We start from the raw sequence: 20896 nt of genomic DNA on the forward strand, positions 1-20896 counted from the left end.
ACGCAGGCTTGGCCCCATTCGGCTCCGACCACGGCGTCCGCGTCGGCGCTGAGCAGCGCGTTAATCATGGTCTGCAACAGCGAGCGCATCAGGTCCGGCGACGCGTCGGTGAGGAGATTGCCTTGTCCCGCGGGCAGGGTCGACAATATGGGATGCGGTCATCGTGGTGATCCACTCGAGAAGAACTGTGCAAGGTGATACTCGAAGGTCCCGCGGTGGCCGCTTCCTCATTTACGAGAAGGCTTGCCACCGACGGGCGCTACACCACTCTAAGGGGCACTACTACCCGTCGATCGGACTGACGATCGCGTGCATCTTCTTCCTCTTTGTTCGATTCCGCCGACGTCACATCGTCACCATGGCGCAGGCCAATGCCGGCGAGATCTCTAGGGACGAAGCAGCCGCGCGTCTGGGCTAGCGGCCCCTGCGGTCACCCGTGGGGCCACCCAGGGTCCGGCGGTGCGGGCCACAGGCGTGCGGCAGAACGCTTTCCTCGCGTGACGTCCGGATGCACACATGCGCGCGCCAGCACCGCATCCGCGCACCTGGATGAACGAGCCCCGGCCTGGCCGTCAGCGATCGGAAGCATCCCGGACGCGCGTAAGCGCACTAGCTCCCACGCGTGTGCGCCTGGAACCAACTCGACGTCAGCTCAACTCCTGCGCGCGTGGCCGCGCCACTCATCTTCACAAGGTGACCTGTCCACGGAATGGGCACGTCTCTCACCTCTACGCCATGCTGACGACACCGCAAGGCGTACATCGCGACGCCGAGGCTCGGCGCGATCCAATCGCACGGACCGTAGACGAGCAGAGCGGGCGGCGAAGCCGATGTCACATGCGCAGCGGCATCGACGGCCGCGTGCCGCTCAGGGACCTCAGTCACGGAGCCGCCCACAAACGCGTCGATCATCCGCCTGCCAATAGCGCCGCCCGGAACGAACTGATTCTCTTGCCCTGCTGCCGGATCAATTGCAGGAACCGTGACAGCGACGGCACCTATTGTTGGCATCGATACGTTCGATAACTCGAACGTGTCGCCGATCGCGACTCTATTGGCCACGAGAAGCGCCAAGTGCGCTCCGGCGGAACTCCCGGAAAGGAAGACCTCGTCTGCGATCCCGCCGTACGCGGGGGCGATCCGCCGCACGGCAACGAGTGCGTGCGCAATGTGTCGTGGCGCAAGTTCCCAGGTCGGCGCGCCGGGAGCCGCGAGCGCGTACGTGGGCGTGAATACGAGAAACCCACGGGCAGCCAGCTGGCGGACGTGAACCACGTCACTCGCCTCGTTGCCGCCGGCCCATCCCCCTCCATGAATGTGGACGACGACGCCACGAGGCGTCTGCATGCCAGGCGGCCCGAATACACCCACGCGCGGCGTGAAAGAGCCGACGGGACCTAGAGTGACCACCGCATCGGGTCCCAGCGCCACACCACGGAGTGGCCCGAAGAAGTCCCCCCACGACGCCCGGACCCCAAGCTGGCGCAGGGCACGCACCTGATCCGCGAGCACCTTTGCTCCCGCGACCCCAGCGAGCGATGACACGGCAGTGGCGCCCATCGACCCCACCGAGTGGTCATGCGTCCAGGCCATCACCCCGGTCGCCGCGCCCAGCGCGGCGACCACTACCATCCACCCAGGGACATGCCCGCCCACGGAACCGACGAACCCGAGCCACGGGGTCTGCCATGCAACGGTGCCCAGGGCAAGCAGCGCCGCGAGTCCAGCGCACGCGGAGGCTAGCCAGAGCACTCACCCTCTTCTTCTCCGCGCGGTTTGCGTCTCGAACGCGCGTTCACGTGGGCCGCAATTCGAGCGTGAACCCGGAGCTGCGCGCCTCTCCGGGTTCAAGGATCGGGGCACCCGCATCCGGGTGATCACGCGCAGGCCCGAAGATCGGTGCGTTCGTGGGCTCTATGCCCAATGCCCATCCCCGCCGCGCCGGATAGACCCACTGCACGCACCTCGGGAGTTCTTCCGCACGCCAACTCACGACTGCGGTCGCCGGCAAAGACGACGAGCGGATCGCAACGGAACTGCCACCCGCAGCATCAGGAACGATTCCGGAGTGCTCCCACACATACTCGCGAACTTCATCCGTCGGCTCAGGATAGGACATCCAGTCAGCGCCGCCGGTGAGTGCATCTCTGGCAAGCGTCTGCTCCGCATCAACCTCGATGGCGGTCGCTGGCATGAGAAATGGCGCACCGAAGTTGAGGTGGTACAGCACCGGTGTCGGCGCAGGAGTGGTTCCAAGGTTGATGATCATGTCACGGACGGTGACACGGGGAACGTCGGCGTCGAGCCGGATGCGGCGTCGCACTTCCACACACCGGCCGAAGACTGACGACGAGTCAACTGTTCCAGTGATGGTGACGGCGTGGTCCCGGTCCCGCGTGACCGCAACGTCGAACGCCGAAGTGAGATGGTGGGAGCCATGGAGGCCGAGTCCGTCGCGTGCCGGTCCGATGTTGTCTACGCCGCAGGTAGCGAGCATGCCACCTTCGAAGCGTCCAATCCATCCGGACGACGCGGGATCCGATGACGCGCCTCGCGGCCCCAGAGCCGAGCGCCACGCGATCGGGTAGCCGCACCACCACACTGACCCAAGGTCGAGGCCTCGCTCAGGAAGGATCTCCACCGATAGCCCTCCGAGGGTGCGCACATGGATCGCGCGAGACGACGACGCAAAGGGATCAGACGCGACATATCGAACCTCTGCGATCGCGTCGGCGCGCGACACGTAGCCCTCAGCGAGAAGGGTCGACGCATGTGGGATCAGGCCGGCGGGTATCACGAGGCCACACTCTCGACGGCGGGCGAAGCCGCGTGAGTCGCACTCTCGGCCGCTCCGACACGTCTGAGATACTCCTGGTATCGGAGCCGTGCGAGATCGTGCTGTGCGGGGCGTGGCGCGAAACGCACGAACGTGGGGTTCAACGCCTCCACACCGGCATCGACAGATGCGAACAGACCGACCGCGGAACCTGCGATCACTGCGGCCCCAAGGGCTCCGACCTCCTCCACCTCACTGACCTCCACAGGGATACCAAGGATGTCCGCATACATCTGGGACCATACGTGGCTCCGACCGGCGCCGCCGGCCAACCGAATCGTGCCTATTGGTGTCCGTGCGCGCGCCAGACGCTCGATGTGGCGCTTGTGCTCGAAGCAGACTCCCTCAACAGTCGCGAGGACGAGATCGTAGTCGTCGTGCGATGACGAGAGACCGTTCCACTCGCCACGTGCCGACGCCCAGTCCCGTGATCCGTCGAGGAACGGGAGGAAGTACGGTGACTCGGCATCGAGCTCGCGCATGCCCGCGACCTGGAGGGCATAGGAGTACACATTCTCACCAGCGCGGTCGGCGTCCGCCGCGACGCCTCGGAGGACCCGATGGAGGGCCCACCCGAGGGTGGACGCAGATGTCGCAGATGCTTCGATCAGGAGGGCTCGCGATGCCGGCACAGCCAAGCAAGCTGCGTACGGCGCCACCTCGCCCAGCGGACCGTCCATGACCATGTCGGAGACGGGGACCAGCAGCTGGTTGATGGACCACGTGCCCGCTCCCACGAGCGCGTTTGACTCGTCTGTCGCCCCCGCACCGATCTGCATGGCAACGTTGTCGACCGCCCCAGCGATCACCGGCGTCCCGACTGGGATACCGGTCACCGCCGCAGCGTCGGCGGACACGGCCCCGGCCACCGTCAGCGAATCGATCAGCTCTGGAAGCAAGTGCCTCAGATGATCGATCCCCAGGGCCACAAGCGCTTGGGCGCTGTAGTCGCCGGTGACGTTGTCGACGAGACCCGAGCAACTCCAGGCAGTGATCTCACCGGCCAGCTGTCCAGTGAGGCGCGCTCTCAGGTAGTCGCCGCACAACAGCACGCGGTTCGAGTCAGATAACGCGGCGGGCTCGTGTGCGGCAAGCCACGCGACCACCGGGCCCGGCTGTCCAGGCCACAGCCCGTTCCAGCAGCGAGGACGAAGCCGATCAACCACGCCATCAGCGCGCCAGCCAGCGACCAAGGCGGCGGCTCGCGTGTCGGCGGCCTGGATTGCGGGCCTCACAGCAGCCCCCGCCTGGTCGACAAGGTAGGCGCCGTTGCCGTGTGCCGTCACCCCTAGTGCCGCGATCTGTCCTCCTGGCGGAAGATCGGCCAGGGCGGCCTGAATCACGTGCGTCGCTGCCTGCCACAGGCCGTCCGGGTCGCGTTCGGCCCATCCGGGGCTCGGGTGTGTCACCTCGGTGCGCTTGGTCCTCGTGGCAGTCGCACCGGTGCCAAGGTCGAACACAGTTGCCTTGATGAAGGTGCCCCCTGCGTCGAGGCCGATGAGCCGGAGGCCTCCGTAGGAAGACATCGCTACGCCCGCGGGCGGCCGTGGACAAGGCTCCGCAGGCTGCTCATCGCATCGGCGGAGTCATCGCGCTGCCATGCGTTGCGCCCGAATACGACGCCTCGCGCACCGCTGTCGAGCGCGGTGGCGGTCTTGTCCAGCAGCTGCGGCAGCGGTTCCATGGGCCCGCCTAGCAGAAGCACGGGGACGGGGCATGAGCGGACAACATGCTCCATCGCCTCGGCCGAACCGACGTTCTCCGTCTTCACAATGTCGGCGCCGAGCTCAGCAGCCACGCGGCTGAGCTCGGCGACCAGCTTCGGGTCCCGCATATCTGGTGTCGCAGCGCCCCACGGCACCGCCTCGACGATGAGCGGGACACCGAGACGACGGCACTCGGCCGCCATCGCTGCCACTGCAGCGGCGTTGTCGCCGAAGACACGGCGTTCGTGCGTGGCGCCGGTGAGGAACATGACGACTGCGTCCGCCCCCAGCGCGACGGCCTCTTCGGCAGTCGCGATCATGCGGAACTCCTCGCCTTCTCCCTGGGTGACGCCGTACATGAACGGGAAATCAGCGCGGGCCACGAGCGCCGGACCACCGCGGAAGGCGGCGAGGCTACCGAACTGCTTGATGAGGCCGAGGCTCATGAGGATCGCATCGGCGCCGCCGTCGACGATCGACGCAATCAGGGCGCCAGCATCTCCTGCGAACGGCTCGGGACCCACACTCACCGTGCGGTCGATGGCGACCATGAAAGATCTCCCCGACTCGCGGTCGAACAGGCGGTCGGTGCGAATGCTGATTCCACTCATCGTTGTCTTCCAATCCATGTCTGCGGCGACCTGCGCCGTATGAGTTGAGCGTTCAGTGGTGCGTCGACACTCAGCCGGCGCTCTTGACGAGGCCCTCCGCAGCCTCTTCGTCGGTGACAAGCACGTTGAGGTAGTGGCCGGAGAGGGCGCCGCGGATGGCGTTCGCCTTGTCCACTCCCCCGGCGACTCCAACAACGTGGGGCATGTCTCGCATCTGCTCGAGCGTGACACCGATGCGCCTGTCCGAAGTGGCTGGCAGTACCTCACCCGTTGCGGTGAAGAACTCTCCGACCATGTCCCCAACGGCCCCGGATGCCGCGAACTGGGACACCTGTTGGTCGCTGAGCATCCCGCTGCGCGCCGCGGACGATCCAGGTAGGGCGGTCCCGATGCCGGTGAGGGTGATGTTCGCACCCTGCGCGAGGGTGAGGACCTCCTTGACCGACGCCTCCTCCCGAAGCGCTTCAGCAACCTCAGGTCGGGACACGATCAGCGGTGCCGGCACTGCACGTAACCGTGCCGTCAGCGCCGGGGTCGAGAGAATGCGCTGAGTGATGTGCTCGATGCCACCGCTGAGTGTGGCCAGAGTGACGCCGTCGAGCGCAGCAGGAGGGAGCGCGCTGAGGGTGCGCTGCACCGCATCTCCCCACGCAACGCCGACCACGGTCTCGGGGTGTAGGAAACGCCGTATGAAAGTAGCCGCAGCGGAGGCCAGCCGGGCATTACGGTGGCCGTCGTCGATGCGAAGGCTTGAGCGCGGCACGACGACACAGTCGTCAAGACCCCACTCGTCCTTGACCCGGGCTGCAAGGCCGAACGACGCCAGATGCTCTGCACTGACTTCGGTCCGCACGAAGCCACGGTCCCTGGCCCGCTCGAGGAAACGGCCGACGGTGGGGCGCGAGACATGCAGGGAAGAGGCAACCTCAGCTTGCGTCATTCCGTCGACGTGATAGAGCCAGGCTGCGCGCAACACCAACTCGTCAGGACCGTCGTGCACCCCACCGGCGCCAGTCATCGCACGTTGGTCGCGCTCAGAAGGGTCCACTCAACGTCGAGCATTCGCGCGAGGTCATTCCACGTCTCGGCGGTGGTCGCCGTGCTCAGCGCATGGTGGTGCCCACCGCCGGCCGCGAGCCACGTCTTCGCTGCGGTCACGAAGTCGGGACGCGGCTTCCAATAGGCGCGTGCGGTCGGCAGATTCGGCATGGGCTCGTCGGGCGTGACAAGGTCGATCTCTGTACCGAGAAGACTGAGCCTGTCACCCATGTCCACCAGGTCAATCATGACTCCGGTGCCGGGATCAGCATCGAATACGAGCCGCACGGGATTCTCACGCGGCACGATCGTCAGCGGGTGCAGTTCGAGCGAGGGCCGTGCCGTCGTAATCGACGGAGAGACCTCCAGCATGTGGGAGCCCAGGATCCCTTCGCGGCCAGGAACGAGGTGGTAGGTGTACTCCTCCATCAGCGTCGCTCCACCCGGCAGCCCCTCCCCCATCGCGATCGCGAGGCGTACCAGCAGCGCGGTCTTCCAGTCACCCTCGGGCCCGTAGCCGTAACCCTGGGCCATCAGGCGCTGAGCGGCAAACCCAGGAAGCTGGCGAAGGTCGCCGAGGTCTTCGAACGACGACACCCACGCCGTAGCGCCGCGAGCGTCCAGGAACCCCTTGATGCCACACTCCTGACGCGCGGCATACCGCAGCGACTCGTGAGCGTCGCCACCAGGCAGCAACTCGGCAGCGACGTCGTACGTATCGATGTACTCCGCAATCAGTGCATCGATCTGGTCCTCGCCGACCTGCGCCACGGACGCCGCAAGGTCAGACACAGACCAGGTGTCGATCGACACCCCGAGCTTGATCTGGACGTCGACCTTATCTCCGTCGGTGTCAGCAACCTGCCGCATGTTGTCGCCGAAACGGATCATGTGCATCGAGGCCAATGCATCGCGACCGACGGTGGCTCGCGCCCACTGACCTATCTCAGCCGTGACCCGAGGATCGCTGACGTGGCCGACCACGGTCTTGCGGGGGATACCCATGCGCGTGAGGATGTAGCCGAACTCGCGGTCGCCATGGGCAGCCTGGTTCAGGTTCATGAAGTCGGGATCAATGCTTCCGAACGGCAGAGCCTGGTTCGCCTGGGTGTGCAGATGCAGCAGCGGCTTGGCCAGTACTGACAGCCCGCGGATCCACAACTTCGCCGGCGAGAATGTGTGCATCCATGCCACCAGCCCGACAACATCGTCATCGGCATTTGCGTCAAGTATCTGTCTGCGAATTGCGTCGGAGCTGGTAAGTACCGGGGTCCACACGATCTCGAGAGCGACGTCCGGCGCCGCATTGAGCGCGTCGACGACCGCCTGCGACTGGCAGGCGACCCTCTCTAGGACCTCGGGGCCGTAAAGCTCCTGGCTTCCCGTGAGGAACAGCACCTTCTTGCTCTTGATAGACATCACTTCTCCTCATTGAGATACGTACGAAGACATCTCAAGGCTAAGCCGAGGGCGCGACCCCATCGGTCAAAAGTCCGGATGTCGAGCATCTGCTCACGCGCGGTTCGGCGAGCAACCTTTCGGCCCCATGGCCCGATTCGCGGGCCCCAGATGGCGAAGGCCGGTGGCGCCGAGAACTTCGAGTGTGCACGCCTGCTTCGCATGCATTGTCGCGTAGCACCGCAGCCCCGATGATGGGCGACGTCCAGGCAATCACCAGGTACAGCGAGCGAGGCAGCCCTACGAGGCAAGCGGACATCTTCGAATCGCAGGACTTCCGGGACAAGTTCGCCCGAAGCGCCAACTGCACCGGGGCGGTCCGACACGGAGGCGAAGACTCGCCCCGCGCGTCCGCCTTTCCCGTGCGTTTCCGAGTTCAGAGTCCGAACTGAAAGCACCCCACCTTCGGAGGAGGTGCGAGCCTGCTCTCTGGGCACCGTCCGCTACAACTGCGCGCCACAGACGGGGCTCGGTGCTGCGGAAGCACCTCCACGCGCGTGGTCTCTGCCCCGTGCCGTGCGCTCGCGTGGCTCCGCCGAACGCACGCGCATCAGCAGCACTAACGTGACCGGCCCGTTGACGACGAACTTCAGCGCGTTCCAGAGGCACACCAGAACGGCGAGGTTCACCCACCCAGGCCCACCGTCGGCGATCCACTGCACGAGCGTCGCCGCGATCACAAGGTAGATTCCAGCGACGAGCATTGCCGGCACGCCCCACTTCAGGCCCGCACGCCGGCGCGTGGCGCGGATGAGGGTGTTCGAGGGCATGTAGCGCTGCAGGAAGTCGCGAATGCTGACGCCCGTGGTCCAGATGAGTCGGAACATGATCCCGGCCTCCCGTGGAAGCGCGATTCTCCGCCGAGGAGGCGGCGCGTGGAGGGTGCCCGCAGGCGTCTGTCCCGGAGGACGCTTGAGTCAGTGTCTTCTGCCTCGTCAACCAATGTACGCCTGACCCTCGACAACGTGGAGGATCGTCCCAGGTTGTGGGGTGTCGGCGTAAACCTACCTGGAGAGGACTGGGCCGCCCCGGTCAAAGAGCTAGCGACCGGCTCTCCCCCGCCACGACACGCGATCCCGAAGACGCGGCGACACCAGCTGTGATCCGACGAGCCTCGCGAACCGCCGCCGCAGCACGCGCCTCATCGGCGCGCTGTGCCGCCGTGACCGCCGGTGCACCGAGGGTCGGACCGTCACCAGCAACGCGGTACCGGTCGCGGTAGGCGGCGACGATGCGGGCGGCACGTTCCCACTCGGACGACGGCGACGACGCTTCCGGCTGAAGGCCCAGACTTCGCGCCCACCACTCCCCCGCCGCGACGGCCCGATCAACAAGCGCGGCGGCACGGGCTTCCATGAGCTCGTCTCGCTCATCGAGCGCCCGGCGCATGTCGGCGTCCATCGGCCCGGACGCCACCGGCACGAGCCCCACGATGAGTTCCGCTGTGCGCCGCGTCGTACCCGACCACCGCAGACGCGCGGTCGCCCGCTCGACACGGCCATGCAGCACCGCTGCGACATCCTCGGCATCGGCGAACCCACGCACAGCGACGAGTCGCGGGAGCAAGTCGTCGACGTCGTAGTGATTCGCCTCAGCTCGCCGCAGCTCGGCCGCGAGCGCTCCGAACGCCTCCGACTCGATGACTGCCTCGGCGTCCGCAGGCGACAGCCCGGACGCCCGCACCAGCGCGACCCACCGATCGTGCTGCGCGACGGAAGCGATCGGCTCGTGCTCGGCGGCGAGTTGCGCGATCGAGCCCCAGGTCTCCTGCTCCGCGGCGATCGTCTCGGTTGCCGACGGCTCCACACCCACATGGGCAAGCACACCCGCAAGCACCGAACGGGCCGTCGCCTCGTCGCTATCGCCCGGGTGCGAACTGGCGTGATCATCGTCGGGTCGGTTCAGCGCCACGTAGGCGGCGTTCGACGCACGCCCACGGGTCATGGCGACATAGAGGTTCTCGCGCGTGGTCGCCGGCTCGACGAGCGCGTGGGCGGTGTCCGTCGTCGTGCCCTGGGCGCGGTAGGCGGTGACCGCGTATCCCAACTCCACGTGCGCGGCGACGTAGGACGCAGGCAGCACGACAGTGCCACCCCGACTGCGCGAAGCCTGTCGCACCACTAGCGATCCGTCGCGCCGCAACCCCGTGACGGTCCAGCGCGTCCCGTCGCGAACCCAATCGCGTCCGGCTCGCAGCCGGCGGTCGTTCTGCCGGGTAACGACGACGTCTCCGACCGACGCAGCGGTGCCGTCGTGGAGAGCGACCTCTGCGGAGGCGTCGACAACGCCGGCGAGCACGAGGGCGGCACGGGCTCGGCGGTTGAGGGTGACGACGGTATCGCTCGAGTCGGCGATAAGGACCGATGCGAGGCCAGCCTCGCGGTCTCGCCGCCAGGCGGCGTACGCAGCGTCGGCCATGGCATCGTCGTCGCCTCCGACGATGCGGCCGTGACGGTCGTAGGCGTCGATCGCGATGGCTCGACCGTGCCGCAGGTCCAGCGACGCTCGCTTCTCCCAGGCGTGAACGAAGCGGTGTACGTCGACCAATTCGGGTGCATCGTCGCGGTCCGCAACGAGCATTCCGAAGGCGCCCCCTGCCTCGACCGACTGAAGCTGCGCCCGATCGCCGACGAGGCTCGCCTCGTCGATGATGACGAGCTGGCCCGCAGCGAAGCTGGCTTCGCCGTGGTCGTGGCGCGCGAGCCACATCGCGGTGTTCTCGGTGCCGATCCCAAGGTCATCCGCGAGCACGCTCGATGCCGCAACTGAAGGCGCGAGTCCGACTGGGCTGACCCCATTTCGTAGGTCCGGTGGTTGTGAGAGTCGTCTTGTTGCCCGCGGTCGCGGGCAGGGAGACTGGTCAGATCATGACGAACAGCAGGAAGCGTCACACCCCGGAGCAGGTCGTCCGCAAGCTCGGACAGGCCGACAGGATGCTCGCTGACGGACAGGATGTCGCGGCGGTGTGCCGAGAGCTCGGCGTGTCCGAGCAGACCTACTACCGGTGGCGGAACCAGTACGGCGGCCTCGAGGCCGACGACGCGAAGCGCCTCAGGGAGCTCGAGAAGCAGAACGCAACCTTGAAGCGGCTGCTGGCCGAGGCGGAGTTCGAGAAGGCCGCGCTCAAGGAGTTGGCTGAGGGAAACTTCTAGGCCCGGGCAGGCGCCGCGCCGCCGTCGCCCACCTGGTGCGCAAGCTCCAGGTGAGTGAACGGATGGCGTGCCGCCTGGTCGGGCTCTCTCGCTCCGCATACCGGCGCCCGCTCAAGGGCGACACGACCGCGGACCCAGACCGGGCGCTGCGGGACTGGTTGCGCGCCTGGGCGAAGAACCACCCCCGGTACGGGTACCGGCGGGCGTATCACGATGCCCGCGCAGAGGGCTGGATCGTGAACCACAAAAAGATCCAACGCCTGTGGCGTGACGAGGGCCTGCGCGTGCCGCAGCGGCGGCGCCGCAAGCGCGTCGGGTCCTCGACCGTCGACGCGCCGACGGCGGACGCGCCGAACGTGGTGTGGGCGGTGGACCTCCAGTTCGATGCCGACGAGCAGGGCCGCCCGATCAAGATCTGCTCGATCGTCGACGAGCACACCCGGGAGTGCATCGGCGGGCTCACCGAACGGTCGGTCACCGCCGACCGGCTCACCGCGCACCTCGAGGACCTCGTCGCCATCCGCGGTGCGCCGGCGGTGCTCAGGTCGGACAACGGGCCGGAGTTCATCAGCGACGCCATGGCCGACTGGGCCGGCACCCGTACCGGCCTCAGCTACATCCCACCGGGATCGCCGTGGCGCAACGGGTACGTCGAGTCGTTCAACAGCCGGATCCGCGACGAGTGCCTCAACAACAACAGCTTCTACTCGCTGCTGCACGCCCAGGTCGTGATTGGCGACTGGAAGGACGAGTACAACCATCACCGCCGGCACTCCTCGCTCGGCTACCTACCCCCAGCCGAGTACGCTCGGCAATGCACCCATCACATCGAAACCGACGACTCACACATCGTCCGGACCGAATGAAGGGGGCGGCCCAGCAGGACCACGCGTGCGTGCTTCGCACGGTTGTAGCTCTGCTTCGCGAGCTGCTTGAGGAACTGGTCGCAGCGAGCCACGCCGATCTCCCTGAGCGTGAGATTCGCGAAGGCGGGAATGACGAGCGTGCGCATGTCGCGCTCGTACAGCTGCAGGGTGCGCTTCGTGACCCGCCCCTCGAGCTCGAGATCGTCGAGCCAGTAGGCCACGAGATCGGGGAACGGACTGTCGGGAGACAGAACAGTCTCGGCGGGCTGAAACAGGCTTCGCTCGGCGAGCTTCGCCTTGAGCGCCCGCTCCGCCTGCTTGCGGGTGTCTGCCGTCGCCTGGACCAGGCGGTATCTGCCGTCCCAGTCGCGGTAGCGGGTCCGCGCGACCACGCGCCCGTTCGCGGCGTCGGGGAATCCGACCTCGCCGAAGGTGCCGATAGTCAGGCGTTCGCGTCCCATGGCGTCACCGCCTCTCGGGAGACGAGCCGTCGCGCTGCTGCCTCGACCCAGATCCGCACGTCGGAGACGGCGAACTTCAGATGCTTGCCAAAGCGGTACGCGCGGGGCCCTGTACCACGGGTGCGCCACTCGTAGACCGTCGAGACCGGCACGCCCAGGTAGGCAGCAAGTTCGGTGACGTCGAGCAGGGGCTCCAGGCCCCAGGAGTTCTCGACCGTGTGGAGTTCGGTGCTCATACCTCACAGGTGCGGAGGACACGCCCAGAACGTTCGGAGGCAACCAGCACGATCGCGCTCGAGCCGGAACGGAGCGGCAGCCAGAGGCTCCTGAGAGCCCAGAGTGATGAGTAAAAGATGCCATGGTCATGTTTCCACCAAGAGAAAAGTCCTGGGAACTCGTGAGTTTCCAGGACTTTTACCGTCGGGGTGACAGGATTTGAACCTGCGACCCTCTGCTCCCAAAGCAGATGCGCTACCAAGCTGCGCTACACCCCGCGACTGCCCGTGTGGGCTCGCCCACTCTAGTACGCGCGCGGCTAGGCTCGAAGCATCAGGCACCCCAACCCCAAAGGAGCAGCCCCGATGCTCACCCTCTCGCTGATTTTCGCCGGCCTCGCTGCGGCCCTCCACGTGTACATCTTTGTGCTCGAGTCCGTCCTGTGGACCCGGCCCTCGACGCGAGCGGTCTTTGGCATCGACGATGAAGACCAGGCCCGCGCACTCGCACCCATGGCCTTCAACCAGGGCTTCTACAACCTCTTTCTCGCCATGATCGCGGCAGCGGGCGTGATCGCGACCGCCATGGGCGAACATGCCGTCGGCGCCGCCCTGATCGTCGCGGGCGTGGGCTCGATGCTCGCAGCGGCCATTGTGCTTGTGGCGCACGACCGCACGCAGGCGTCGGCAGCGCTCAAGCAGGGCACCTTGCCAGCGCTCGCTCTCGTAACCCTGGCGATCTCACTGCTCTAACGCGCGCCGCGTCAATTACCGCGCTGGGCCCAGGCTCGGCTACGCTAGGTGCGCCGGACAGCCGGCCCCGCGGGTGTAGCTCAATGGTAGAGCCTCAGTCTTCCAAACTGATGGTGCGGGTTCGATTCCCGTCACCCGCTCCATTTTCCCTGGCAGTTCCCTGATTACAGGAACAGCCCCATCAATGCCCCCGCGACCGCGAGCGCGACGGTGTCGTGCGCGATGTCAATCCAGGTGGCCACCGGCCCACGCAAGGCGAAGCCGTCGTGGATCAGGTGAGCGCCACCCCGCAAGGCAAATCCCACCACGACGCCGGTGAGCGCCGCGCCGGACCATGAATCCACGCCAAGAGCCACCAGCAGCACCGCAAGCACCACCAGCCCCAGCACGTTGCCCACGACCATCTGCCCGAACGCCAGCCCCATGCGGGCGTCCTTCATGTCCTCATCGGTGAACCCCACGGCACGCTGCCAGGGCCTGAAGAACCCTTGTGGTGAGTACCAGAACCACCCCAGCACGAACGTTGCGATGAAGGCCAGCGCGATCCCCACCCACGGCAGCCCTTCCAGCGTGAACCAGTCCATGACCTCTCCCCTGCTCCGGTCGCGTCAGTCGCGCGACTCCACTGCGGCGGCAATGTCCGCCAAGTCCTGCACGAGCGCCTTCTGCGTGGCCTTCATGCCGAACGACCCGAAGACCTTCCAGGCAAGCTTCGCCATCCCCTTTTCGAGGGGCTTCACCGAAAACTCAAGCCTGAGCTGCGTTCCGAGATCGCTGGAGTCCAGGAAGAACCGGGTCGTGTAGTGAGCGCCACCCGAGCGTGCCTCGACAGTGGTCGAGCGCATCGGCTCTATCGCGCTCACCCACATCTCTTCGGTCTCTTCCTTGCCGAACACCTTGCGGGTCTCGCGCCAGCGCACCCCCACGTCGTAGCCCTCGCCCTCGAGCCGCTCGACGGCCGTGATGGCGCTAAAGACCTCGGTGGCGCGGTCGAGCCCGGTGACCACGCGCCACACGGCGGCGGGATCGGCGTGGATCTCACGTTCCACAGACACAGTGCTCGTGGCCATCGGCTCTCTCCTTTGACGCCCGGTCGCTGAGTTCCAGCCTAGTGGCGCACCCCACCGTTGGCAGGGCACAGCAGGGCCGATGCGCTCGCAGCCGGGCTATGCCCGTTCACTTTGGCTGTAGGCAGCCACGGCGGCCACCAGCGCTTGCCTGTCCCTCTCGTAGTCGTCGCGCACCTGCGCACGGCGCTTGCGTTCGGTGGTCTTCACGACGAGGAACTCCGGCCACGACAGCGCGCGCGTCTGAACCTCGATGCGGTGAGTCCAGGTCACCCCACCGTCAACCTCGGCGAACCGGTGGAACGCGCGCGTCATACCGTCGGGGAACGCCGTCGAGGTCGAAAACGAGTGCGGCCGGTCCACGGTCTCGGTGCGCTGCTCGAAGCGCACCACCTCGCCAGTGGGGGTCACGGCGGTGGCCACGGCGCGGCACCCGGGCGTCGCCCACGCACCCTCGATGACGTCAATCCGCATCAGTCGGGGGTCATACTCGACCTGCGCCTCGCGATCGTCGACGAAGCGCCACACCTGGGCCAGGGTGGCGGGAACCACGGTGGAGTGCTCGGCCCGCATGCGGTAGATCGGCATGACCAGACCATAGCGACCCGTGCCCAGGTATGTCACCGGTCAACGTGTGGTCGATCCCGCCGCTCACGCTCGCCGGCCCCCGTGCTTGCCCCCGCACGCGATTCAGCGCTAGCCTGACCGCAAAGCCCCACGAAAGGTCAGCGAGATGAGCACCGAGCGACGCGCCCTTGCGCCGTCCTCGCCTGCCCCGCTGATGGGCGTTTCCAGCACCTGCATGTGCATGTGCTGCTGCTGTCTGTAGAGCGCTGACGCGCGCCCGGATACCCGGGCCCCACGCCGCCAGCGCTCGCCCCGGCATCAGAATCGATGCGACTGTGTTGTCCACACCGTCCCACGCCCCACGCGGGCACCCACCCACCTAAGGAAAAGAACCCATGGCAAAGATCTACGAGGACGCCACTGCCCTCATTGGTAACACCCCGCTCGTCAAGATCAACACCCTCGCTGAGGGCGCCGGCGCCACCGTGCTCGGCAAGCTCGAGTTCTACAACCCCGCCAACTCGGTCAAGGACCGCCTGGGCGTGGCCATCGTCAACGCCGCAGAGGCGGACGGCTCGCTCAAGCCCGGCGGCACCATCGTCGAAGCCACGTCCGGCAACACCGGCATCGCCCTGGCCATGGTGGGCGCTGCCCGCGGCTACAACGTGGTGCTCACGATGCCCGAGACCATGTCCAAGGAGCGCCGCGGCCTGCTGCGTGCCTTCGGCGCGGAACTGATCCTGACCCCCGGACCCGAGGGCATGAAGGGCGCCGTCGAGGCCGCCAACAAGATCGCCGAGGAGCGCCCCGGGTCGATCCTGGCCCGCCAGTTCGCCAACGAGGCCAACCCCGAGATCCACCGCCGCACCACGGCCGAGGAGATCTGGAACGACACCGACGGCGAGGTCGACATCATCGTGGCCGGTATCGGCACCGGTGGCACCATCACCGGCGTGGGCGAGGTCCTCAAGGCCCGCAAGCCCGAGATCCAGATCATCGCCGTCGAGCCCAAGGAGTCCGCCATCCTCAACGGTGGCGCGCCCGGCCCGCACAAGATCCAGGGCCTCGGCGCCAACTTTGTGCCCGAGATCCTCAACACCGAGATCTACGACGAGGTCTTCGACGTCGACTCGGAGACCGCCATCGCGACGGCCCGCGCCGCCGCCCGCAAGGAGGGCCTGCTCGTCGGCATCTCCTCTGGTGCCGCCCTGCACGCCGCCATCGAGGTCGCCAAGCGTCCCGAGAACGCTGGCAAGACCATCGTCACCATCATCCCGTCGTTCGGTGAGCGCTACCTGTCGTCGGTGCTGTACGCCGACCTCATGGACTGATCGACTCCTTCGAAAGGCACGTCCCCGCATGACTGACCGAATGGGCCCGATCGCCCGCGCGATCGAGGACATCAACACCGCGATGCGCCGCGACCCCGCGGCGCGCTCACGGCTGGTGATCGCCCTGTCCTATCCAGGAGTGCACGCGGTGTGGCATCACCGCATCGCCCACTGGCTGTGGACTCACGGGCTGAAGTCCTACGGTCGCTTGTGGTCGCAGCACGCCCGCGCGCGCACCGGGATCGAGATTCATCCCGGTGCGACGCTCGGACGTCGCGTGTTCATCGACCACGGCATGGGAGTGGTCGTGGGCGAAACGGCCGTGGTCGGCAACGACGTACTGCTGTTCCACGGCGTGACCTTGGGCGGCGTCACCATGAGCCCCGGCAAGCGCCACCCCACCGTGGGCGACCGGGTCGTCATCGGCGCCGGCGCCAAGGTGCTGGGTCCCGTGCATATCGGGTGCGATGCGCGCATCGGCTCGAATGCCGTGGTCGTCAAGGACGTCCCTGACGGGGCGACGGCCGTCGGTATCCCGGCCAAGGTCCGCGACCACCCGACGGTGCGCGAGGCGGGAACCGCCGCATCGTCCGTCGATGCTGGCGATTCTCACCGCCACCCTGATCTAGACGCCATCCCGCACGAGCTGCGCGAGCGCGAGCCGGCCATGTACTGGATCTGAAACCGGTCACAACGAGAAGAACCCCCCGCCTTGTGGGCGGGGGGTTCTCTGCGCCCCGGGGGGGGTGGGGCGACTCGTCCCAGGGGGGTGGGACATCTGTTGCCGCAAGCGAGCCGATGATCAGACCGGCCGCGCGACAGAACGTCAATCATACATTCCCAGAACTGCGACTAACGCCGCAAGCGCCACGCCGACCGATCTTTCCATCGTGGCATTGTGGGGCTTATGCGGCAAACGACCTCAGCATCCAGGCAGTTTGCTCGTGGAAGGCCAGGCGGGCGTTGTACAGGTCTGCAGTCGCACCGTCTCCCGCGTCCTCGGCGACCTCCACCAAGGGTCGGATGGCGGTGGCGACCTGCTCGTGGTCGCGCAGGAGGTTCTTCACCATCGCCAGCGCGTCTTCGGTGGGCTCGTGGTCCTTGATGGTGGTCAACTCCAGCATCTCCGCCATGGACCCAGGCGCCTTGTCACCCAGCGCACGCATGCGTTCGGCAAGTTCATCGGTCGCCGCGAAGAGCGCCTGGTACTGCTCTTCAAGCATGAGGTGCAGCGAGCGGAAGTGCGGGCCGGTCACGTTCCAGTGATACCCGTGGGTCTTGAGGTACAGGGTGAAGGTGTCAGCCAGCGTCTGCGCCAACCCGGCGTTGATGTCCTTGAGCGCCTTGTTTTCGATGCCAATGTTCGGGGTGTGCTCAGTCACCGTTCTCTCCCTTGGTGTCTCGTGTGCCCCTCGCGGGGCCCGTCTGTGGGGACAACCGACACCTCCATCCGAGCATTCCCTTCGCTCGGGCGCGAGCGACCAAGGTCCCTGCGGAATACCGCCGCACTAGGTACGTTCCCTCTGTATGAGCATCGACCTGCCTTTCGAGCCCGGCGAGCAGACCTCGCGCGGGGACGCCTGCCCCGCCCCTACACACGAGCACCTGCCGAGCGAAGAGTTGCTCGCGCGCATGCTCGGGAGGGCACGCACCGTTGCGATCGTGGGCGCCTCCCCCAAGGACCACCGCACCTCGTACAACATCGCGACGTGGATGATGGCGCGCACTCCCTACGAGGTCTACCTGGTCAACCCCCAGGCAGACGGGCAGGAGATCCGCGGCCACGGTTTCTATGACTCACTCGCCGACCTGCCCGTGGTGCCCGACATCGTCGACGTCTTCCGGCGCTCCGAACACGTGGCGCCGGTGGCCGACGAGGCCATCGAGGTAGGCGCAGGCGCGCTATGGCTGCAATTGGGCGTCGTGGACGAGGAGTCTGCGAAGCGAGCGCGCGACGCGGGTCTCGCCGTCGTGCAGAACCACTGCATCAAGGTCGAATACGAGCGGCTGCGACCCGAGATCGAAGCCGAGCGCGCGGCGTAGCAGGCGTTCGACGGGGCATCCCTCGCCAATGTCACAGCGCGGTGCCACAATCGCAAGCGTGAGCACTCCCGAGGGTTACACCGTTGTCAACGTTCCAGCCGAGCGTTCGGCCGACTACGTTCATGTGGGGGGCTTCGCGTTCGCCTTCACGCCGCCGGCCCAAGAGGCCAGCGCCCTTGCCGCCGCCATGCCGTGGCATCGTGCCCGCGGCATCGAGATCGCCGATGCGTCACGCGGCGAGGTGGGTTCTCTCGCCGCCGTCCACGCCTCCTTCCCGTACCGCATGAGGGTGCCGGGCGGGCGCGAAGTCGCGACCGCTGGGCTCACCTGGGTTGCCGTGCACCCGGGCCACCGCCGCCGCGGCCTGTTGCGCACCATGATGGCCGACCACTTTTCCCGCTCGCTCGAGCGCGGGGAAGCGGTGTCGCTCCTGTACGCCGCGGAGACGGCGATCTACCAACGGTTCGGCTACGGCCTCGCCGCACGGGACCTGGGCGTCGAATTCGGGCGGGGCACCGAGTTCCGCGATGTCGAGGGCGCCGATGACCTGACGGTCACCATCGACAGCGCCTCAGCGCAGCGTGATGGCGCCGTCATTCGTCAGGTGCAGGCACAGATGCTCCGACCCGGTGCGATCGTCGACTTTCCCGACGAGACCATCGCCGACATCTTCATGGACCTCGAAGGCGACCGCAACGGCCAAGAGGAGCGCCGCATCGCCATCGTGCGTGACGGGGACACCCCCGTCGCGTGGGCGCTGTTCCAACGCAAGGGTGACTGGACCCCGTTCGGCCCCGACGGCACCGTCAACGTCCACGGTTGGGCCGCGCTCGACGCGAAGGCGACCGTGCGCCTGTGGCGCGTGCTTGTCGACCTCGACCTCATGGCCAAGACGTGGGCCAACCGCATCGCCCTCGACGATCCGTTGGTGTACCTCATCAAGGACCTGCGCGGCGGCAAGTTCGGCGTGCGCGACAACGTCTGGTGCCGCGTGCTGGACCCCAAAGCGGCGCTCGAGGCACGCGGTTACGCCGCCGACTGCGACGTCACCGTGGCGCTCGACGATCCCACCCTGCCCGACAACGCAGGCGTGTGGCGCATCGCCGTTACTGGCGGCGACGCCCAGGTCTCCAAGATCGACGGCGCCGACGCTGAGTCCGCCGACCTCGCCATGAACGTGCAGGAACTGGGCGCCGCCTATCTTGGCGGCACGAGCATCGGCGATCTGTACCGCGCGGGGCTCGTGAAGCAGCGCCGCGACGGCGCAGCCGACCAACTGGCGCGGGCCATGTCGAGCGACCTGCAGCCCGTCACCAACTTCGGCTTTTAGCAGGGCCGATGCGCGCTTGGGTGAGCGTGCATCGGCCGCCGGGTACCCGCCCGTGACACGCGGAAGGTTTGGCGCAGACCAAGAAACCTGAAAGCCTGGGTAGATGAAGAAGGCAGAGGGTTACCAGTCCATTTCCGTCCCCACGGACCGCCTCGACGATTTCTTTCAGGTGGTCCAGTGGGCCTTCGTAGGCGAGTGGCTGAGGGAGGATCGGCAGGACTACGTCGATGCCCTCCCCACCGAACGCGCACGCGGCATCGAGGTCACCGACGAGCGTCGCGGACCCGTGGGCGAGCTCGCCGCGGTGCACGCGAGCTTTGGCACCGAGATGATCACGCCAGGCGGCCGACGCGTGCCGACCGCGGGCCTGTCGTGGCTCAGCGTCCACCCCGCCCACCGACGTCGCGGCCTCATGACCTCGATGATGCGCGACCACTTTGCGCGCTGCCTCGAGCGCAGCGAAGCCGTGAGCGCGCTGTACGCCATGGAAGCGGAGATCTACGCGCGCTTTGGCTACGGCATGGCCTCGCAGACGGTCAAGGCCTCGATCCCGCGCGGCTCCCGCTTGTGGCCGGTCGAGGGCGCCGATGCGCTCACGGTGCGCTTGGAGCGCGCCGACTTCGAGCGCCACGACCAGGTGGTGGCCGACCTGCAGTCCAAGCTCACCCGACCGGCGACGATCCTCAACCCCGTGGGCTCGGGGCGCAACGCGCGCTTCACCGACCCGGTGGGCAACCGCCACGGCTACGAGAGGTGGCGCATCGCGATCGTCGAGGACCGCGGCGAGCCGGTCGCGTACGCGTTCTTCCGCCGCAAGGCCGACTCCGAGGTGGGCATCCATGATGGCGTGTGCCAGGTGCGCGAGCACGGCTCGCTCACGCCCGCCGCGTCGCAGCGGCTATGGGCGACGCTCACCGACTTCGACCTCGTGGGCACGACCCACACCGAGAACCTCGCGACCGACGACCCACTTCTGCACCAGCTCAAGGACGCGCGCGGGGCTCGCTCGAAGGTGATCGACAACCTGTGGGTGCGCCTGCTCGACGTGCGCACTGCGCTGGAGTCGCGCGAGTACTTCCACGACTGCGACGTGACGTTCTCGCTCACCGACCGTCATGTCCCCGAGAACGCTGGCGTGTGGCGGATCGTCGTGTCAGGGCCCGATGCGACCGTCACCAAGCTGGGCGACGATCCCACGCAAGCGGCGGACCTCGCGATGGACGCGCGCCACCTGTCGACCGTGTACCTGGGCGGCACCTCCGTCGAGGCGCTCACCGCGGCAGGACTCGTGCACGAGCACACGCCGGGCCAGGCGCGTCAACTCGCGATCGCGATGCTGTCGCCCGTGGCGCCGCTGACGAACTGGGACTTCTAAGCCACTCCTGCGCGCCAGTGGGACATAGGTGTCAGTTTCGGGCAGATTCTGACCCTCATGTCCCACTGGAACGCGCGCGCCGACGGA

The 20896-nt window shown here is 67.1% G+C and carries 20 protein-coding genes, 2 tRNA genes and 2 pseudogenes; 8 read left to right on the forward strand and 16 right to left on the reverse strand.

Annotated elements, in window-relative coordinates; genetic code table 11:
- The 9 genes and pseudogenes from ACK5NO_RS03135 to ACK5NO_RS03175 form a co-directional block, all read right to left on the reverse strand.
- Nucleotides 1-162 (reverse strand): annotated as a pseudogene (locus tag ACK5NO_RS03135) (IS256 family transposase); the annotation flags it as partial.
- A gap of 447 nt (nt 163-609) precedes the next feature.
- The gene (locus ACK5NO_RS03140) at nt 610-1752 is read right to left on the reverse strand and encodes an alpha/beta hydrolase (protein ID WP_416811216.1); all 1143 of its coding nucleotides are present in this window, start codon (nt 1750-1752) and stop codon (nt 610-612) included.
- Between the two features lie 43 nt (nt 1753-1795).
- The gene (locus tag ACK5NO_RS03145) at nt 1796-2797 is read right to left on the reverse strand and encodes a DUF4432 family protein (protein ID WP_416811217.1); all 1002 of its coding nucleotides are present in this window, start codon (nt 2795-2797) and stop codon (nt 1796-1798) included.
- A complete protein-coding gene (locus ACK5NO_RS03150) occupies nt 2794-4362 on the reverse strand; it encodes an FGGY-family carbohydrate kinase (RefSeq protein ID WP_416811218.1) in 1569 nt (522 codons plus the stop codon). Before ACK5NO_RS03150 ends, ACK5NO_RS03145 begins: the two co-directional genes overlap by 4 nt.
- A 2-nt stretch (nt 4363-4364) precedes the next feature.
- Entirely contained in the window at nt 4365-5153 is a 789-nt protein-coding gene (locus ACK5NO_RS03155) for a class I fructose-bisphosphate aldolase (protein WP_416811219.1), read from the reverse strand.
- 70 nt (nt 5154-5223) lie between these two features.
- A complete protein-coding gene (locus ACK5NO_RS03160) occupies nt 5224-6171 on the reverse strand; it encodes a sugar-binding transcriptional regulator (protein ID WP_416811220.1) in 948 nt (315 codons plus the stop codon).
- Nucleotides 6168-7610: an L-arabinose isomerase gene (gene araA / locus ACK5NO_RS03165; protein WP_416811221.1), complete on the reverse strand. Its 1443-nt coding sequence runs from the start codon at nt 7608-7610 to the stop codon at nt 6168-6170. Before araA ends, ACK5NO_RS03160 begins: the two co-directional genes overlap by 4 nt.
- A 482-nt stretch (nt 7611-8092) precedes the next feature.
- Nucleotides 8093-8476, reverse strand: a complete 384-nt coding sequence (locus tag ACK5NO_RS03170) for a sulfate permease (RefSeq protein ID WP_416811222.1) — start codon at nt 8474-8476, stop codon at nt 8093-8095.
- A 205-nt stretch (nt 8477-8681) separates the two neighbouring features.
- A pseudogene (locus ACK5NO_RS03175) lies at nt 8682-10439 on the reverse strand (AAA family ATPase); the annotation flags it as partial.
- A 77-nt stretch (nt 10440-10516) separates the two neighbouring features.
- Here ACK5NO_RS03175 and ACK5NO_RS03180 point away from each other — a divergent pair.
- Nucleotides 10517-11667 (forward strand): IS3 family transposase gene (locus ACK5NO_RS03180; protein ID WP_416811327.1). Its coding sequence is split into 2 segments (ribosomal slippage): nt 10517-10787 and nt 10787-11667, totalling 1152 coding nucleotides; the frame shifts between segments, so codons are not numbered across the junction.
- Here the strand turns inward: ACK5NO_RS03180 and ACK5NO_RS03185 are convergent.
- The 3 genes from ACK5NO_RS03185 to ACK5NO_RS03195 form a co-directional block, all read right to left on the reverse strand.
- Nucleotides 11625-12128, reverse strand: coding sequence for a hypothetical protein (locus ACK5NO_RS03185; RefSeq protein WP_416811223.1), 504 nt, complete (start codon nt 12126-12128; stop codon nt 11625-11627). The genes ACK5NO_RS03180 and ACK5NO_RS03185 overlap by 43 nt on opposite strands.
- Nucleotides 12110-12364, reverse strand: a complete 255-nt coding sequence (locus tag ACK5NO_RS03190; RefSeq protein ID WP_416811224.1) for a helix-turn-helix transcriptional regulator — start codon at nt 12362-12364, stop codon at nt 12110-12112. The genes ACK5NO_RS03185 and ACK5NO_RS03190 overlap by 19 nt, the downstream gene beginning before the upstream one ends.
- A 184-nt stretch (nt 12365-12548) precedes the next feature.
- A tRNA-Pro gene (locus tag ACK5NO_RS03195) sits at nt 12549-12622 on the reverse strand.
- An 87-nt stretch (nt 12623-12709) separates the two neighbouring features.
- Here ACK5NO_RS03195 and ACK5NO_RS03200 point away from each other — a divergent pair.
- Nucleotides 12710-13096: a DUF1304 domain-containing protein gene (locus ACK5NO_RS03200; protein ID WP_416811225.1), complete on the forward strand. Its 387-nt coding sequence runs from the start codon at nt 12710-12712 to the stop codon at nt 13094-13096.
- A gap of 69 nt (nt 13097-13165) precedes the next feature.
- Nucleotides 13166-13239: transfer RNA gene (locus ACK5NO_RS03205), tRNA-Gly, on the forward strand.
- 21 nt (nt 13240-13260) lie between these two features.
- Here the strand turns inward: ACK5NO_RS03205 and ACK5NO_RS03210 are convergent.
- The 3 genes from ACK5NO_RS03210 to ACK5NO_RS03220 form a co-directional block, all read right to left on the reverse strand.
- Nucleotides 13261-13680, reverse strand: coding sequence for a DUF1761 domain-containing protein (locus tag ACK5NO_RS03210; RefSeq protein ID WP_416811226.1), 420 nt, complete (start codon nt 13678-13680; stop codon nt 13261-13263).
- A gap of 24 nt (nt 13681-13704) precedes the next feature.
- Nucleotides 13705-14166 carry an SRPBCC family protein gene (locus ACK5NO_RS03215; RefSeq protein WP_416811227.1) on the reverse strand — a complete coding sequence of 154 codons (462 nt, stop codon included), beginning with the start codon at nt 14164-14166 and terminating at the stop codon, nt 13705-13707.
- Between the two features lie 96 nt (nt 14167-14262).
- Complete coding sequence (locus ACK5NO_RS03220; RefSeq protein WP_416811228.1) at nt 14263-14751, reverse strand: SRPBCC family protein; 489 nt, start codon at nt 14749-14751, stop codon at nt 14263-14265.
- 374 nt (nt 14752-15125) lie between these two features.
- On the opposite strand from ACK5NO_RS03220, the gene cysK reads away from it, so the two are divergent.
- The gene (cysK, locus tag ACK5NO_RS03225) at nt 15126-16061 is read left to right on the forward strand and encodes a cysteine synthase A (protein ID WP_416811229.1); all 936 of its coding nucleotides are present in this window, start codon (nt 15126-15128) and stop codon (nt 16059-16061) included.
- A gap of 28 nt (nt 16062-16089) precedes the next feature.
- Nucleotides 16090-16743 carry a serine O-acetyltransferase gene (gene cysE / locus ACK5NO_RS03230; RefSeq protein ID WP_416811230.1) on the forward strand — a complete coding sequence of 218 codons (654 nt, stop codon included), beginning with the start codon at nt 16090-16092 and terminating at the stop codon, nt 16741-16743.
- Nucleotides 16744-16966: 223 nt separating this feature from the next.
- Here cysE and ACK5NO_RS03235 read toward each other — a convergent pair whose 3' ends face one another.
- Complete coding sequence (locus ACK5NO_RS03235; protein ID WP_416811231.1) at nt 16967-17443, reverse strand: Dps family protein; 477 nt, start codon at nt 17441-17443, stop codon at nt 16967-16969.
- Between the two features lie 145 nt (nt 17444-17588).
- Here ACK5NO_RS03235 and ACK5NO_RS03240 point away from each other — a divergent pair, with 145 nt between their 5' ends.
- From ACK5NO_RS03240 to ACK5NO_RS03250, 3 genes are all read left to right on the forward strand, one after another.
- Complete coding sequence (locus ACK5NO_RS03240; RefSeq protein WP_416811232.1) at nt 17589-18104, forward strand: CoA-binding protein; 516 nt, start codon at nt 17589-17591, stop codon at nt 18102-18104.
- Nucleotides 18105-18162: 58 nt separating this feature from the next.
- Nucleotides 18163-19434: a GNAT family N-acetyltransferase gene (locus ACK5NO_RS03245; RefSeq protein WP_416811233.1), complete on the forward strand. Its 1272-nt coding sequence runs from the start codon at nt 18163-18165 to the stop codon at nt 19432-19434.
- A 103-nt stretch (nt 19435-19537) separates the two neighbouring features.
- Nucleotides 19538-20809: a GNAT family N-acetyltransferase gene (locus ACK5NO_RS03250; RefSeq protein WP_416811234.1), complete on the forward strand. Its 1272-nt coding sequence runs from the start codon at nt 19538-19540 to the stop codon at nt 20807-20809.
- Nucleotides 20810-20896: the final 87 nt, after the last annotated feature.

The sequence above is a fragment of the Demequina sp. genome, assembly GCF_047975725.1.
Classification (GTDB): domain Bacteria; phylum Actinomycetota; class Actinomycetes; order Actinomycetales; family Demequinaceae; genus Demequina.

Coding starts and splice junctions, on each gene's coding strand:
- cysE (WP_416811230.1), top strand. CDS start 16,090: ATGACTGACCGAATGGGCCCGATCGCCCGCGCGATCGAGGACATCAAC.
- ACK5NO_RS03155 (WP_416811219.1), bottom strand. CDS start 5,153: ATGAGTGGAATCAGCATTCGCACCGACCGCCTGTTCGACCGCGAGTCG.
- ACK5NO_RS03210 (WP_416811226.1), bottom strand. CDS start 13,680: ATGGACTGGTTCACGCTGGAAGGGCTGCCGTGGGTGGGGATCGCGCTG.
- ACK5NO_RS03240 (WP_416811232.1), top strand. CDS start 17,589: ATGAGCATCGACCTGCCTTTCGAGCCCGGCGAGCAGACCTCGCGCGGG.
- ACK5NO_RS03170 (WP_416811222.1), bottom strand. CDS start 8,476: ATGTTCCGACTCATCTGGACCACGGGCGTCAGCATTCGCGACTTCCTG.
- ACK5NO_RS03200 (WP_416811225.1), top strand. CDS start 12,710: ATGCTCACCCTCTCGCTGATTTTCGCCGGCCTCGCTGCGGCCCTCCAC.
- ACK5NO_RS03220 (WP_416811228.1), bottom strand. CDS start 14,751: ATGCCGATCTACCGCATGCGGGCCGAGCACTCCACCGTGGTTCCCGCC.
- cysK (WP_416811229.1), top strand. CDS start 15,126: ATGGCAAAGATCTACGAGGACGCCACTGCCCTCATTGGTAACACCCCG.
- araA (WP_416811221.1), bottom strand. CDS start 7,610: ATGTCTATCAAGAGCAAGAAGGTGCTGTTCCTCACGGGAAGCCAGGAG.
- ACK5NO_RS03250 (WP_416811234.1), top strand. CDS start 19,538: ATGAAGAAGGCAGAGGGTTACCAGTCCATTTCCGTCCCCACGGACCGC.
- ACK5NO_RS03215 (WP_416811227.1), bottom strand. CDS start 14,166: ATGGCCACGAGCACTGTGTCTGTGGAACGTGAGATCCACGCCGATCCC.
- ACK5NO_RS03150 (WP_416811218.1), bottom strand. CDS start 4,362: ATGTCTTCCTACGGAGGCCTCCGGCTCATCGGCCTCGACGCAGGGGGC.
- ACK5NO_RS03160 (WP_416811220.1), bottom strand. CDS start 6,171: ATGACTGGCGCCGGTGGGGTGCACGACGGTCCTGACGAGTTGGTGTTG.
- ACK5NO_RS03190 (WP_416811224.1), bottom strand. CDS start 12,364: ATGAGCACCGAACTCCACACGGTCGAGAACTCCTGGGGCCTGGAGCCC.
- ACK5NO_RS03185 (WP_416811223.1), bottom strand. CDS start 12,128: ATGGGACGCGAACGCCTGACTATCGGCACCTTCGGCGAGGTCGGATTC.